Annotated in this window: 13 protein-coding genes; 4 read left to right on the top strand and 9 right to left on the bottom strand. The window is 66.7% G+C overall.

The annotated features are described in order from the left end of the window. Positions 1-130: 130 nt before the first annotated feature. The 7 genes from K414_RS0114720 to K414_RS0114690 form a co-directional block, all read right to left on the bottom strand. On the bottom strand, positions 131-1,150 hold the full coding sequence (locus K414_RS0114720; protein ID WP_027496629.1) for a methionine synthase: 1,020 nt from the start codon (positions 1,148-1,150) through the stop codon (positions 131-133). Further along, positions 1,147-2,235 (bottom strand): tRNA 2-thiouridine(34) synthase MnmA, encoded by a 1,089-nt coding sequence (mnmA, locus tag K414_RS0114715; RefSeq protein ID WP_027496628.1) that lies wholly within the window; start codon positions 2,233-2,235, stop codon positions 1,147-1,149. Before mnmA ends, K414_RS0114720 begins: the two co-directional genes overlap by 4 nt. Next, on the bottom strand, positions 2,235-3,473 hold the full coding sequence (locus K414_RS0114710) for a cysteine desulfurase family protein (RefSeq protein WP_027496627.1): 1,239 nt from the start codon (positions 3,471-3,473) through the stop codon (positions 2,235-2,237). Before K414_RS0114710 ends, mnmA begins: the two co-directional genes overlap by 1 nt. A gap of 82 nt (positions 3,474-3,555) precedes the next feature. Next, the gene (locus K414_RS27055) at positions 3,556-4,485 is read right to left on the bottom strand and encodes a lysophospholipid acyltransferase family protein (RefSeq protein ID WP_051365119.1); all 930 of its coding nucleotides are present in this window, start codon (positions 4,483-4,485) and stop codon (positions 3,556-3,558) included. Further along, a complete protein-coding gene (locus K414_RS0114700; RefSeq protein ID WP_027496626.1) occupies positions 4,482-5,300 on the bottom strand; it encodes a GNAT family N-acyltransferase in 819 nt (272 codons plus the stop codon). The genes K414_RS27055 and K414_RS0114700 overlap by 4 nt, the downstream gene beginning before the upstream one ends. 153 nt (positions 5,301-5,453) lie before the next feature. Beyond that, positions 5,454-6,410 (bottom strand): electron transfer flavoprotein subunit alpha/FixB family protein, encoded by a 957-nt coding sequence (locus tag K414_RS0114695; protein ID WP_027496625.1) that lies wholly within the window; start codon positions 6,408-6,410, stop codon positions 5,454-5,456. A gap of 43 nt (positions 6,411-6,453) precedes the next feature. Beyond that, positions 6,454-7,254, bottom strand: a complete 801-nt coding sequence (locus K414_RS0114690; RefSeq protein WP_027496624.1) for an electron transfer flavoprotein subunit beta/FixA family protein — start codon at positions 7,252-7,254, stop codon at positions 6,454-6,456. A 173-nt stretch (positions 7,255-7,427) separates the two neighbouring features. Here K414_RS0114690 and K414_RS0114685 point away from each other — a divergent pair, with 173 nt between their 5' ends. From K414_RS0114685 to K414_RS0114675, 3 genes are read left to right on the top strand one after another with little or no spacing between them, the layout of a single operon-like run. Next, the gene (locus K414_RS0114685) at positions 7,428-8,267 is read left to right on the top strand and encodes a class I SAM-dependent methyltransferase (protein ID WP_037219263.1); all 840 of its coding nucleotides are present in this window, start codon (positions 7,428-7,430) and stop codon (positions 8,265-8,267) included. Positions 8,268-8,290: 23 nt separating this feature from the next. Beyond that, positions 8,291-9,805, top strand: coding sequence for a glycoside hydrolase family 57 protein (locus K414_RS0114680; RefSeq protein WP_051365367.1), 1,515 nt, complete (start codon positions 8,291-8,293; stop codon positions 9,803-9,805). Beyond that, positions 9,802-11,049 (top strand): glycosyltransferase family 4 protein, encoded by a 1,248-nt coding sequence (locus tag K414_RS0114675; RefSeq protein ID WP_027496621.1) that lies wholly within the window; start codon positions 9,802-9,804, stop codon positions 11,047-11,049. The genes K414_RS0114680 and K414_RS0114675 overlap by 4 nt, the downstream gene beginning before the upstream one ends. Positions 11,050-11,102: 53 nt before the next feature. Here K414_RS0114675 and K414_RS0114670 read toward each other — a convergent pair whose 3' ends face one another. After that, positions 11,103-11,864 carry an acyltransferase gene (locus tag K414_RS0114670; protein WP_027496620.1) on the bottom strand — a complete coding sequence of 254 codons (762 nt, stop codon included), beginning with the start codon at positions 11,862-11,864 and terminating at the stop codon, positions 11,103-11,105. A gap of 151 nt (positions 11,865-12,015) precedes the next feature. Between K414_RS0114670 and K414_RS0114665 the strand changes: the two genes are divergently transcribed. Next, entirely contained in the window at positions 12,016-13,344 is a 1,329-nt protein-coding gene (locus K414_RS0114665) for a PQQ-binding-like beta-propeller repeat protein (RefSeq protein ID WP_051365118.1), read from the top strand. Here K414_RS0114665 and K414_RS0114660 read toward each other — a convergent pair. Then, the gene (locus K414_RS0114660) at positions 13,332-14,504 is read right to left on the bottom strand and encodes a hypothetical protein (protein ID WP_027496618.1); all 1,173 of its coding nucleotides are present in this window, start codon (positions 14,502-14,504) and stop codon (positions 13,332-13,334) included. The two genes, K414_RS0114665 and K414_RS0114660, sit on opposite strands and share 13 nt — an antisense overlap. Between the last annotated feature and the right edge of the window lies 1 nt (position 14,505).

Below are 14,505 nucleotides of genomic sequence, written 5' to 3'. Positions count from 1 at the left end.
AGACCCCCGACGGCCGTGTGAATGATGTCACACCTGTTGTACGTCCCGAACGACCCGGGACGGAGCCGCAGGACGCTCCAGGCATTCCGACTCGGCACACTGTGTTTCGTCACAATGTCCCGGTCCGTGGTCACAACGATTCGGGTGCGTCCCGATAGGCCGCGACAACCTCGTGGGTGAGAGCCGTTGCTCGACGAGCCCACTCGGGCGTGCTTCCGGCCAAGCCGCAGGACGGCGTCACCGACACCTGCGAAGCGAGTATCGAACGATCGAAGCCGAGGCTGTCGACCAACTTCACACCGGGCTCGGCGCACTCGCGCCACAAGGGTGGTCGGTCCGGGGTTGCCGACGGCACCGATCCCAGTACGAGGGTCTTGCCGGCCTGGAGCAGCTCTCCCAGCGCATCGAGGTCGGTTCGGCGCAGCTCGTGTGCATCCACGGCCACCGCGACGGCTCGGGTTCGGCGCAGCAGATCGACGGGAGCTCCCCCGTCACAGCAGTGCACAGCGACCGGTAACGCGATGGTGTCGATCAGTGAGTCGAGCAGGTCCAGAACCTCCGGTTCCGGGATCGCGCGCACCGAGTCGATACCGGTGATCCCGGTCAGACTGCCCGCGAGAACGGCGGCGAGACTGGGTTCGTCGAGTTGGACCACCACGTTCGCCGAGAGTCTGCGTGCCACTTCTGCGCAGTGCAGGCGCAACCCTTCGCCGAGGGATTCCGCGAAGTGCCGTAGAGCGCCGCGGTCGGTCAGCGCGCGGTGTCCGTGCCGCAATTCGACCTGCGCGGCCATGGTGAACGGTCCTGCAGCCTGCACCTTGATGGTCCGGCCGGCACCGCGTAGTCCCGCGACCTCCCACAGTTCCTCGAGCACGTCCAGATCCTCGGTGAGAAAGTCGGTCGCACGGCGACCGGCCAGCATCGGACGCGGTACGACGCGGTAGCCCGACGTCCGGACGTCGAGTTCGACGTCGACCATGATGGCTCCGGTGCGGCCGATCATGTCGGCACCGAGCCCGCGCCCTGGCAGTTCGACCACGTGTGGCAGTTCACCCAGCTCGCCGAGGACGATGGCGACGGCCTCACGAACGTCGGTGCCGGGCCACGAACCTATGCCGGTCGCCAGCCCTCCGAACGTGCTCGGGGTCACTCGCGCTCGGATCGGGTGCCCGAGATGGTCGAGCTGCCGATCACGATGTCACCGTGAATGTCCTTGCGGTACAACACCGCTGCCTGCCCTTTGGCGACACCGGTCAAGGGTGCCCGGAGCTGGATCTCCATCCCGTCGCCGACGGCCTCGGCAACCGCGTCGGTCAGCCCGCCGTGCGCCCGAACCTGTACGACGCATTCGATGGGCCCGGTGGGCGCGGTGCCCTCGGTCCACACTGCGCGGTCTCCGGTGATGGACCAGACGTCGAGCTTTTGCGCCGAACCGACCATGACGGTGCCGGTGTCCGGTTCGATCGAGGTGACGTAGCGCGGACGGCCGTCCACGGCCGGTCCTTCCACCCCGAGACCCTTACGCTGGCCGATGGTGAAGCCGTGCACACCGTCGTGGTCCGCCAACTCGGCTCCGGTCTCGGAGTCGACGACCTTGCCGGGACGAACACCGATGTGTGCGCCGAGGAAGGCCCGGGTGTCGCCCGAGGGAATGAAGCAGATGTCGTGACTGTCCGGCTTGTCGGCGACGGCGAGACCCCGCTCGGCTGCTTCCTCGCGGATCTCGGACTTGGGGGTGTCGCCGATGGGGAACATCGCACGCGAGAGCTGCCCGCGGTTCAGGACGGCCAGCACGTAGGACTGATCCTTGTCGGCGTCCACCGCACGCCGCAGAACTCCGTCGTGCAGTTGCGCGTAGTGCCCCGTCGCGACGGCGTCGAAGCCCAGTGCCAACGCGCGGTCCGCGAGCGCGGAGAACTTGATCTTCTCGTTGCACCGCAGGCACGGGTTCGGAGTCTCCCCCGCGGCGTACGAGGCGACGAAGTCGTCGATGACGTCTTCTTTGAACCGATCCGCGAAGTCCCAGACGTAGAACGGTATTCCGAGGACGTCGGCAGCTCGGCGTGCATCCCCGGCGTCTTCTTTCGAGCAGCACCCGCGAGAGCCGGTCCGCAGCGCCCCGGGAGCGGTGGACAGCGCCAGATGAACGCCCACGACGTCGTGCCCCTCGTCGACGGCTCGAGCCGCGGCGACTGCGGAGTCGACTCCCCCGCTCATGGCAGCAAGAACACGCATCAGCGATTTCCTCCTCGAGCTCCGACGCCGGCGAGTCCGGCGGCACGAGCACGTTCGACGACCTGCGGCAGGGCCGCAAGCACAGTGGTGATGTCCGAATCGGACGAGCCGGTTCCCAAAGAGAACCGAAGGGATCCGCGGGCCACGCCCGGATCGCACCCGAGCGCGATCAGAACATGGCTCGCGCTCGCCACACCCGCCGTGCAGGCGGATCCCGTCGAACATTCTATGCCCGCGGCGTCGAGAAGCATCAACAGCGAATCCCCCTCGCACCCGGGGAAAGTGAAGTGCACGTTGCCGGCGAGCCGCCCGTCGCCCTCCGGGCCGTTGAGGATGGCGTCGGAAACCACCTCGCGAACCCCGGTGATGAGTCGATCACGCAACGCGCGAGTTCGTTCCCCGTGCAGCGACAGATTCTGCACCGTCGATCGCAGTGCGGCCGCCATCGCGACGACGCCGGCCGTGTCGGGCGTGCCGGACCGGACGTCACGTTCGTGACCACCACCGTGGAACAGCGGCACGCACGGGACCTGACGGCCCAGCAACAGGGCTCCGACGCCCTGCGGGCCCCCGAACTTGTGCGCAGCGATACTCAGGGCGGACAGACCGCTGTCGGCGAATCCCACTGGTAGGTGCGGTACGGCCTGCACGGCGTCGCTGTGCATCGGAACGCCGTACTCCGCGGCAACCGCTGCGAGTTCGGCGATCGGCATGACGGTGCCGATCTCGTTGTTGGCCCACATGACCGTCACCAGCGCGGTCTCGTCTGCGTGCAGAGCCAGCTCGGCGCGCAGCACATCGGGGGTGACCCGGCCCTCGTCGTCGACCGGGAGCCAGGTGACACTCGCCCCTTCGTGCGCGACGAGCCACTCCACCGCGTCGAGCACGGCGTGATGCTCCACCGAGCTGGCGATGATCCTGGTCAGTGCAGCGTTCGAGTCTCGACGGGCCGAAAAGATGCCCTTGACGGCGAGATTGTCGCTTTCGGTACCACCGGAGGTGAAGATCACCTCGGACGGGCGCGCACCGAGGTCCGCGGCAATCGACTCGCGAGATTCCTCGACTCGGCGACGGGCGGACCGGCCCGAGGTGTGCAGCGACGACGCGTTCCCGACGGTGCCGAACACCGAGTTCATCGCCTCGATCGCACACGGCAACATGGGAGTGGTCGCGGCGTGATCGAGGTACACCGATGGCTGCGGCGGGGCGGGGGCAGGCGTACTGCGCACAGAAGGCATAACGCGCTCGACGATACCCGGTCCAGCGACCGCAGACCTACCTGCGCGAGGTGGGTCCACGGTCGCCCGGTTCAGCTGTGGATCAGGCAGCTGCAACCGTCGGCGCGCTGGGGCTTCGCTCGGCTTCGGCCATCACCTCGTGCACCGCCGGGTCGTAGACGTCCTTCCGGGGTCGTTCCGCAGGCTCTACTCCGTCGTCGCGTCGAATCGCCACCTCGCAGCGCCGCGCGAGGTCGTGTCGATCGCCGCCGGGCGCTTCCGGGGCGGTGAACTCGACCTCGGCGCGCAGTCCGGCGAGCCGGAAGATGCGGCCGATCGACGCTCCGATCGTCTCGTCTCCGACGAAGCACGTCGCGGTGGTCGGTTCGCCGTGTCGATCGAGATAGCGCAGCCGGATGGGCTGCACCCACGTCTCGGAATCGATGGCAGCCTGCAACAGGGCCGGGCGAAGCGATCCGTAGGCCAACCCACACCAGGTGGTGGCCTCGGGGAACACGACAACCGAAGCGCCCGCGCGGATTCGGTCGGCAACCTGGTCGACAACGGCCGGGAGCTCACGCAGTCGTGCGCGATCGATGGGAAGCACCTTCATGGCCCGGGCCAGTCGCCCGAGTAGCGGCCAGTCCACCAGATCGGCTCGGGCAACGAACGTCGACGGGCGCACTGCCGTGAGGACGACGACGTCGGTCCACGAAATGTGTCCGGAGACGTGCAGGGCACCACCTGCCGTACGCGACCGCTCTCGCTCCGAGCGTGTATCGAGCACGGTGAGATCGATGCCGATGGCCGATAGCAGCATCCGAGCGCCCAGCCGCGTCAATGCATGCCGTACCCGGGGAAAGGGCACCCCCAGGACGACCAACAGCGGCAGCAGCGCAAAGGCCGCGATTGCCGCAACGATGCGCAGAACGAGGACGATTCGACGCACCGTGGGCGGATTCTTCGGCAGACACCCGTCACTGCACGGAGAGGACGGCATCCAGGCGTGTGCGCGAACCAGGGGTTGCGTCATCGGGCACCCGACTCGAATGTCGTTGCTGCAGAACGAAGACGGTCCAGATACCTGGTGTTGGCCTCGTGCAGGCCGAGGAGCGCGACGAAATCCGCCACTCCGAATTCCGGGTCGTGGGCGGGCTCACCGCAGATGGAGGCACCGAGCCGGAGGTAACCGTTCATCAACGGCGGCATGGACGCTCGCTTCGCCGCCGGAATGTCGAGGAGATCGACGCCGTCGACGACCACGGGATTGTAGGGCACGACCCGCCTGTCGACCGCTGTCGCGTGTCGATCCAACAGCCGGTCGCGAACACCACGCACGTTGGCCCCGACCGCTTCCCCGGGAGCCGATTGCATCGGAACCGACACGCAACCCATCACCCACTCGTATCCCGTCACGTCGAGGTAGTGCAGGATTCCCGCCCACATCAGGCCGAGGACCGACCCCGATCGGTGGTCGGGATGCACAGCAGCCCTACCCATTTCGACGATGTTCATCCCGACCGGATCGAGCGCGGAGATGTCGAATTCGGTTGCGGTGTAATAGCCGCCTGCCGACACCGCGGCCTGCGGCGGCAACATGCGATAGCAACCGACGAACGTGTCGGTCCACTGGTCGCGAACGAGAAGGTGGTCGCAGAAATCGTCGAACCGGTCGGCGTCCAGACCGTCCGTGTCGGTGGGTATGGCAAAGCCGGGCTCGGAAGCGAACACGTCGTAGCGCAGGCGCTGCGCCGCGAGTCGGTGTTCGGGGTCGGTGGACAACACGAGCGAATAGCGGTCGGTGGCCGGGACGATCGATGCAGTCGAGCTCATGACGGAAGTGGTCATGAGGTGTGTCTAACGAGCGGGGAAGACTACCGGGCATCGCCGAGGAGAAGTGTCGGAAGAGTTTGCATGAACACGATTGCGCCCGTCGAAACGCGACGGGCCCCCACCGCAATCGCGATGAGGGCCCGTCGAGCAGAGATTTTCGCCGAGAGGCTATCCCTTGTGCTTCTTGACGGCCTCGGTCAGCTGAGGCGCGACGTTGAACAGGTCACCGACGATGCCGTAGTCGGCGATCTCGAAGATGGGTGCTTCCTCGTCCTTGTTCACCGCGACGATGGTCTTCGAGGTCTGCATGCCGGCACGGTGCTGGATGGCTCCGGAAATGCCGAGTGCAACGTACAGCTGCGGGGAGACGGTCTTGCCCGTCTGGCCCACCTGGAACTGGCCCGGGTAGTAACCGGAGTCCACGGCGGCACGCGAGGCACCCACTGCGGCACCCAGCGAATCTGCCAGATCCTCGACGACGGTGAACTTGTCGGCGCTGCCGACGCCACGGCCACCGGAGACGACGACCGTTGCTTCGGTCAGTTCCGGACGGTCGCCGCCGACGATCGGATCACGCGAGGTGACCTTGACGGTGCCCTCTTCCTGCGCCGGGACCTCGACGGTCTCGCGGGTTCCCGCTCCGGCCTTCGGCTCTGCCTCGACTGCGCCGGGGCGCAGCGAGAGGACGGGGACGTCGCCGTTGGCCTTGGCCTCGACGGTGAACGCACCACCGAAGATGGAGTAGACGGCACTGCCGTCGCCGTTGATCGCGACGACGTCGTTGTGGTAGCCCGAGCCCAGACGGGCGGCGAGGCGGCCGGCAACTTCCTTGCCCTCGATCGTCGCTGCGGTGATGATCGCCGCAGGCGAGACCGACTCGGCGAGGGACGACAGAACGTCGACCTTCGGCGTGACGAGAAATCCGTCGACGTCGTCGGACTCGGCGACGTAGATCTTCTCGGCACCGGCCTCGGTCAACGCGTCGGCGACCTTGTCGGCGGTACCGACCGGGCCGGTGACGACCGCGGACGGCTCACCCAGTGCGCGGGCCGCGGTGATCAGCTCGGAGCTGACCTTCTTCAGTGTTCCTTCGACGTGCTCCACGAGCACGAGTACTTCTGCCATGACTTTGCTCCTCGTTGGTCTTCGATTGCTCGGTGGGGCGGGATCAGATGATCTTCTGGCCTACGAGGTAGGTGGCGATCTTGTCGCCGCCGTCGCCCTCGTCGGTGAGCCGCTCGCCGGCAGTCTTGGGAGGCTTGGGGGTGGACGAGGTGACCGTCGTTCCGGCGTTGTCGACGCCGACGATGCCGTCCTCGACACCGATGTCGGCCAGAGTGATGGTCTGCACCGTCTTCTTCTTGGCGGCCATGATTCCCTTGAACGACGGGAACCGAGGCTCGTTGATCTTCTCGGTGACGCTCACGATGGCGGGCAGCGTGGCTTCGAGTCCGAAGATGCCCTCGTCGGTCTCGCGCTCGCCGGTGACCTTGCCGTCTGCGACGGACAGCTTGCGCAGCTGCGTCAGGGCCGGGATCTGCAGGTATTCGGCGATGATCGCCGGAACTGCGCCGGTACGGCCGTCGGTGGCCTCGTTACCCGCGATGATGAGATCGGCAGGCTCGTCGTTCTCGAACGCGACGTTGCCCAGTGCCGCAGCCAGGGCGTACCCGGTCTGGATGGCGTCGGAGCCGTGCAGGCTCGGGTCGTTGAGGTGTACCGCGCTGTCCGCGCCCATCGACAGAGCCTTGCGGATCGCGTCGGTGGCGCGATCGGGGCCTGCGGACAGAACCTTGACCTCACCGCCCTGAGCTTCCTTGATGAGCAGGGCTTCTTCGACGGCCCGCTCGTTGATCTCGTCGAGAACGGCGTCTGCAGCCTCGCGATCGAGGGTGTAGTCACCGTCGCTGAGCTTGCGCTCGGACCATGTGTCTGGAACCTGCTTGATCAAAACAACGATGTTCGTCATGGGTCTGCGTCGACCTCCTGGTCATGTTCTGCTGATCGTGAGTGTTCTAACGGTTGCTGCAAGTCGAACGGTTGGTGCAGTTCTACGTTCTGCTACGAGGTTACCCCACCGTAGTTACTGGTGGGTAACTTACCTCCCTGCCCGATCGACCATACATCCGCACCCCGACTGTTATGGAGACCACGTTGGCTTACCTCATCGCCGGAGGCACTAACCTTCCGTCGGTGAACGATTCATCGGCTCGGACACCGGCACCGGAACCACTCCCCCTCACCGGCGAGCGGACTGTGCCCGGCATCGCCGAGGAGAACTACTGGTTCCGCCGTCACGAGGTGGTCTACCGCGCCCTCACAGAGCGGTGCCGCGACCGCACAGTGCTCGAAGCCGGATCGGGAGAAGGCTACGGAGCCAACATGATTGCCGAGGTTGCGGCCTGCGTCGTCGGCCTCGACTACGACGTCTCGGCCGCGACGCACGTCCACGCGCGCTACCCCGCGGTGACGATGGTGCGCGGCAATCTCGACCGCCTTCCGTTCGCGGATTCCTCGGTCGGTGTCGTCGTCAACTTCCAGGTCATCGAACACCTCTGGGATCAAGGAGCGTTCCTGGCCGAAGTGCACCGCGTCCTCGAGCCCGGCGGCACGCTGCTGATCAGCACACCCAACCGCATCACCTTCTCGCCCGGACGCGACACTCCCCTCAACCCCTTCCACACCCGCGAACTCGACGCGGCAGAACTGACCGAGTTGCTCGTCGCCGCCCGCCTCGAGGTCACCGAACTCACCGGAGTCCGGCACGGCAGCACGCTGGCCGCCCTCGACGCCAAACACGGCGGATCCTTCATCGACGCGCAGATCGAACGAGCACTCGCCGGTGAACCCTGGCCTGCCGAACTCGCAGAGGACGTCGCCGCGATCACCATCGCCGACTTCGACATCGCGGCCGATCGAATCGACGACAGCCTCGACCTGGTCGCCGTCGCCCGAAAGAGCTCGGCTGCGGTGATCGGGTGACATCCGGTGCCACCGTGCCGGGCATGTTCTCCCTCGTGCTGCACTCTCACCTGCCCTGGTTGGCCAATCACGGCAGGTGGCCCGTCGGCGAGGAATGGCTGTACCAGTCCTGGGCCGACTGCTACCTCCCGCTGACCGCGGCACTGGAACGGCTGGCCGACGACGGTTACACCGACGTCCTCTCGCTCGGCGTCACCCCGGTACTCGCGGCCCAGCTCGACGATCCACATTGCCTGGCCGGCATGCACCATTGGCTCGGAAACTGGCAGCTACGCGCGCACGAGGCAACCGACCCCGCGCTCTCGATACGCGAACACCGGGCATCCGCCGCAGCTCTGGACCGCTTCGAGACGCGATGGCGACACGGCGGCTCGGCAGTACTTCGTCCGCTGATCGACACGGGCATCGTCGAACTGCTGGGTGGGCCGCTCGCGCACCCGTTCCAACCGTTGCTCGACGAAAGACTGCGGCGGTTCTCCCTGAGCGAGGGCCTACGCGACGCCGCCGCCCGATGGGGCACCACGCCCCGCGGTATCTGGGCACCGGAATGCGGATTCACCCCCGGTATGGAAACCGAATACGCGGCCGCAGGTGTCTCGCACTTCATGGTCGACGGCCCCGCCATGCGGGGCGACACCTCCCTCGGCCGGCCCGTGTGGGATTCGGACGTCGTCGCGTTCGGGCGCGACCTCCCGGTCAGCTACCGCGTCTGGTCACCGAAGTCCGGCTACCCAGGCCACGGTGCCTACCGGGATTTCCACACCTACGACCACGCGACCGGACTCAAACCGGCCCGGGTCACCGGCCGCACCGTCGACTCGAACGACAAGGCTCCCTACGAACCCGAGCGTGCCGCGGCAGCAGTGGACCGTCACGTCGCCGACTTCGTCGACGTGGTGCGTCGGCGCTTGATCTCCGAATCCGAGCGGATCGGCCGCGATGCCGTGGTGGTGGCCGCGTTCGACACCGAACTGTTCGGACACTGGTGGCACGAGGGGCCACAGTGGCTCGAAAAGTTGATGCGCGCACTGCCCGCCGCGGGAGTCACCGTCGGAACGCTGAACGATGCCCGGGAACGGGGATACGTCGGAGCCCCACTCGAACTGCAGGATTCTTCCTGGGGATCGGGCAAGGACTGGCGCGTGTGGGCAGGCGACGACGTCGCCGACCTGGTGAAGCTCAACGCCGAGGTGTCCCGGACCGCGCTCGATGCCGTCGACGCCTCCCGTGCCGTCCGAAGCCGGGCGGGTGGCCCCGAACTGCGCAATCGAGTCGACGATCAGATTCTGCGTGAGACACTCATGGCCGTGGCCAGCGACTGGGCGTTCATGGTCAGCAAGGACTCCGCCGCCGGATACGCCCGAGAGCGAGCTCACGTCCACGCACATGCGCTACGTGAAATCTCTGCCGCGCAGCAGCACCCGGCCCGAGCCGAAGAATTGGCGCGGCAATGGAATCACGCAGACGGACTGTTCGCGGCGCTGGACGCACGCAGACTGCCCGGTGCACGCCGAGAAGGCCCAGGGGGGCGTAGATGAGAGTTCTGATGGTGTCGTGGGAGTACCCACCCGTGGTGGTCGGCGGGCTGGGTCGCCACGTTCATCACCTGGCGACCGAGCTGGTGCGCTGCGGGCACGAGGTCGTCGTCCTCTCGCGCAGACCGACCGGCACCGACGCGTCCACCCATCCCACGTCCCACCACATCGAGGACGGCGTACTGGTGGTCGCCGTCGCCGAGGATCCGGCGCACTTCGTGTTCGGAGAGGACATGCTCGCGTGGACTCTGGCGATGGGGCACGCCATGGTGCGGGCAGGGGTCGCCCTCGGTAAACCCGGCCTCGGCGACGGCTGGCAGCCCGATGTCGTCCACGCCCACGACTGGCTCGTCGCGCACCCGGCCATCGCTCTGGCCGAGTTCTACGACGTGCCGCTGGTCTCGACCATCCATGCCACCGAGGCCGGACGACACAGCGGCTGGATCTCGGGCACCGTCAACCGCCAGGTCCACTCGATCGAATGGTGGCTCGCGAACGATTCCGACGCGATCATCGCGTGCTCGGCGTCGATGAAGGACGAGGTCACAGCCCTGTTCGACGTCGCCGAGTCGGCGGTCTCGGTCATTCACAACGGCATCGACGGATCCGCGTGGAGTTTCCGACGCCGACAGCCCCGCTCCGAGCCCGCGAAATTGCTCTTCGTCGGTCGTCTGGAATACGAGAAGGGCATCCAGGACGCCATAGCCGCTCTGCCACGCGTCAGACGAAGTCACCCCGGCACCACGCTGCACATCGCCGGCGAAGGCACTCAGTTCGGGTGGCTGGCAGGTCTGGCACGCACCCACCGCGTCGCCAGGTCGGTGTCGTTCCTCGGCAACCTGAACCACTCCGATCTGCTCGGATGGCTGCACGGCGCCGACGCCATCGTCCTTCCCAGCCGGTACGAACCCTTCGGCATCATCGCCCTCGAGGCCGCGGCAGCAGGCATTCCGTTGGTGGCATCGACGGCCGGCGGACTCGGTGAGGCGATCGTGGACGGCGTCACCGGGCTGTCCTTCCCTCCGGGTGATGTGGCCGCGCTGACGGCGGCGGTGCGGCGGGTGTTGGACAACGCCGATGCGGCGCAGGAGAGAGCCGTCGCCGCTCGGGAACGTCTCACCGTCGACTTCGACTGGAAGCACGTCGCGGAGTCGACGGCTCGGGTGTACCTCGAAGCCAAGCGCAAGGTTCGCCATCCGCTGGGTCGCCCGCACATCGTCGAACGCGCCCTGCCCGATCGCAGCTGACCCCATGTGAGTGGAACCTCGTAGTCCACTACGAGGTTCCACTCACATGGGTCTCAGCTCTCCCGCGCCGCCTCGGCCTGACCGAGAGCCTTCTTGCGCGCGATGTCTTCCAGCGCCGCGATGTACTTCGCTCGCTCGGCTGCGCCGGCCTCCCAGGCCGTCTTGCGATTGCGGACGACTTTGGCCGGGGCACCGACGGCGATGCTGTAGTCCGGAATCTCACCCTTGACGACGGCATGGGCACCGAGGACGCAGCCTCGCCCGATTCTGGTTTCCCGCAGGATCGTCACCTTGGCGGCGATCCAGGTGTCGGGTCCGATTCGTACCGGGCCCTTGACGATTCCCTGGTCCTTGATGGGCATGTTCACGTCGTCCATCCGGTGGTCGAAATCGCAGATGTAGCACCAGTCGGCCACGAGCGTCGACGCGCCGATCTCGATGTCGAGGTAGGTGTTGACGACGTTGTCCTTGCCGAACACCACTTTGTCTCCGATGCGGAGCGAACCCTCGTGGCACCGGATGGCATTGCCGTCGCCGATGTGGACCCACCGACCGATCTCGAGGCGAGACAGTTCAGGGGTGGAGTGAATCTCGACGTTCTTGCCGAGGAAGACCATGCCCCGCAGGATCACGTGCGGGTTCGCGAGCTTGAACTTGGCCAGACGGTAGTACCGAACCAGGTACCAGGGGGTGTAGGCCTTGTTGGCGAGCACCCAGTCGAGGGACGCCCGCGTGAGAAACCGCGCCTGCTCGCTGTCGCGTCGTCTCGACCCGCGCCAGCGTGTTCGCAGCGGCGCGTTCCACATACTCGTCATGGACGTTCACCCTAGTTTCTCGCTCGCCCGCTCTCTGCCGGCACCCGTCAGCGGGCTAGTGTTGTCTCTCGACCGATGCCCGGGCATCGGCGCAGCAGGCCGAGCGACCGCCGATCGAAAGGGCACAACGGACATCATGGGGAGTGCTCGAATGCGTGTCGGGTTCGGTGCAGGTTCGACGTCCGGAGCAGGCAAGGGTCTGACTGCAGTGGCTGCGACGGTCCTGTTGACCCTCGCCGGGTGCAGCACGGAACCTGCTGCCATCGAACCGCTCTCGCCCGACTCCTGGCCCGCGGCGCACGCGAACCTCCGCAACAGTGGCTCGACGGACGTATCGGTCGGTGCTCCACTGACGCTGGACTGGACTCGACCCACCGGCGGCACCGTGACATCACCGGTATCGATCGGCTCGAACGGGCAGATGTTCGTCACTGCCGCAACCGAATCGGGTTGCAATCTGTTCTCGTTCGAGATCGAGTCCGCCCGCAAACGCTGGTGCAACCGGATCGGCCCTTCCGTGGTGACCGCCACCCCCACCGTCGATTCTGCGATCAACGTCTACATCGGCGACGAAGGCGGGCTGAACTCATACAACGATCACGGGCAATTACGTTGGCGTACACCGGTATACGGTGTTCCGAAATCCGCCCAGTTCTTGGGCGACGGCAGCGTGCTGTCGATCACCCAGATGGGTCAGGTCAGTGTCCTCGATTCCCAGAACGGCCAACTGCGAGTACCCATTCTCGATCTCGTTCCGGCCCCGGACTTCTTGACCGACCCCGATGCGGACTTCGAGCCGATGGACACCGGACTCGCCCAGTGCAGTTCGAGTGAATCCGAATGCGCTGTGCCTGCCGCGCCCGCGGTGGACCGCGCCAGCGACGCCATCTACCTGACCCTGTGGCGACCGGGTTCGATTGCGCCGCAACTCGTCTCGCTGCAGTACTCCCGCGACGGCGCACCTGGACTCGTCGAACGGTGGTCCTCGGACCTCCCCCCTGCCGGCGTCGCATCGAGCCCGGTGCTCTCCGAGGACGGATCGACGGTCTACATCGCCGACGTCGACGGGCGACTGACCGCATTCGACACCTCGGACGGGAAACAGAAGTGGACCGAGGGCACGGGACTCGGAATCGGAGGCAGTCCATCGATCGCCTCGGACGGCACCATCGTCCCGGCCGGCGGCGACGGCACCCTGATGGGACTTCGAGACAACGGCGACTCGGCCGAGCGCGTGTGGGTTCGCGACGACGTCGAACAGGCCGGGGCAGCAGCACAATCCGCGGACGGGCGCGGCCACACCGTCGTTCGCGACGGCGACGGGCTGGCTCTGCTCACGTTCGACGCGGCGACGGGCGACAGCATCGATTCGCAGCCCTTACCCGATGTCGTCGGCACCACCGTGGGCACGTCCGTCGGTCCCGACGGGCAGGTCGTCACGGCGAGCTACCTGGGCGAGATCTTCACCTACACCGGCTGACGGACCGCGCCCGGCTCGCAGACGAACGCCACGGCCGAGCGCTCGATGCGAGTGATGACGACCGACAGCGAGACCCGGCCCCGCAGCTTGAGTTTGGGCCTGAGCAACGCGGGATCCACGTCGACTCCGCGCACCAGGATCTCCACCGCGCCACACCCCAGTCGATTCAGTTGCTGCCGAAGCACTTTCTCCGAGAACTTCGACTGCTCGAGGATTCGGAAACCACGCACTCCGACGGGTACGGCGTCGCCAGTCAGGTACGCGATCCTCGGATCCAATTGCCAGAGGCCGAATTTGGCACCGTAGTGCCGCACCAGTCCGGCCCGCACGACCGCACCGTCCGGATCCACGATGTATTCACCGGGCGGCCGAACGGGAATCTCGTCCGACTCGGCGTCGGTGATCTCGAGCGCACTTCCGTCGGATCGCAGGACCGCGGCACGTCGCCGAATTCCGCTGTCGCCGAGACCTTCCGACCATAGGCACGCCTCGCGTACTCCCCCGTCGAGGGAGACCACCTCGATCTCACCGGGCCAATCGAGGGCATCGAAATCCAGCCCGGGAGCGCATTTGACGACCAGATCTCGCCCCCGATACGCGTCGAGGAGATCCGGCAACGGAGGTTCGAGCGCTGCGGGATCGTGCCGTCGACGACCACCGACGCGTCGTCCGGGATCGGCCACGATCACGGTCCCCCGTGTCGTCGGGGTCAGTGCGTCGGCGCGCAGCACCGTCGCGGAGGGCACGTTGTGGGCAGCCATGCGCACCCGAATCGGGTCCAGGTCACTTCCCACCGCAAGTTCGGTCGTGTCGACCAACGCCGCCAGCTCGCTGCCGATGGAGCAGGTGACATCGTGCACCCGCCGTCCGGCCAGGCGGTCCGCGCGCCTGCGAGCGACGATCGTCGGCGTCGCCTGCTGCACCGCGTCGTCGGTGACGAGCCAGCCGTCGGACCCCAGCAGCTTCGCCCGTGCTTTCCGCCGCACCGTCACCGTCTCGACGAGGGCCGCAACGTGCTCGGGGTAGCGGGCACGTACCGAGGCGATATCGCGCAGAGAAGTTCGCGCGTCGAGCTCGAGTCGGTCGACTGCACCGAGTGCCTCGGCACCGGCCTCGCTTCGCAGGAAGTCGAGGTCGGTGCCGGTGAAGTCATAGCCCACG

This window comes from Rhodococcus sp. JG-3, assembly GCF_000482405.1.
In the GTDB taxonomy this organism is placed as follows: Bacteria; Actinomycetota; Actinomycetes; order Mycobacteriales; family Mycobacteriaceae; genus Rhodococcoides; species Rhodococcoides fascians.
Note: the sequence above shows the minus strand (reverse complement) of the source record. Positions and strands in the feature narration are given on the sequence as shown.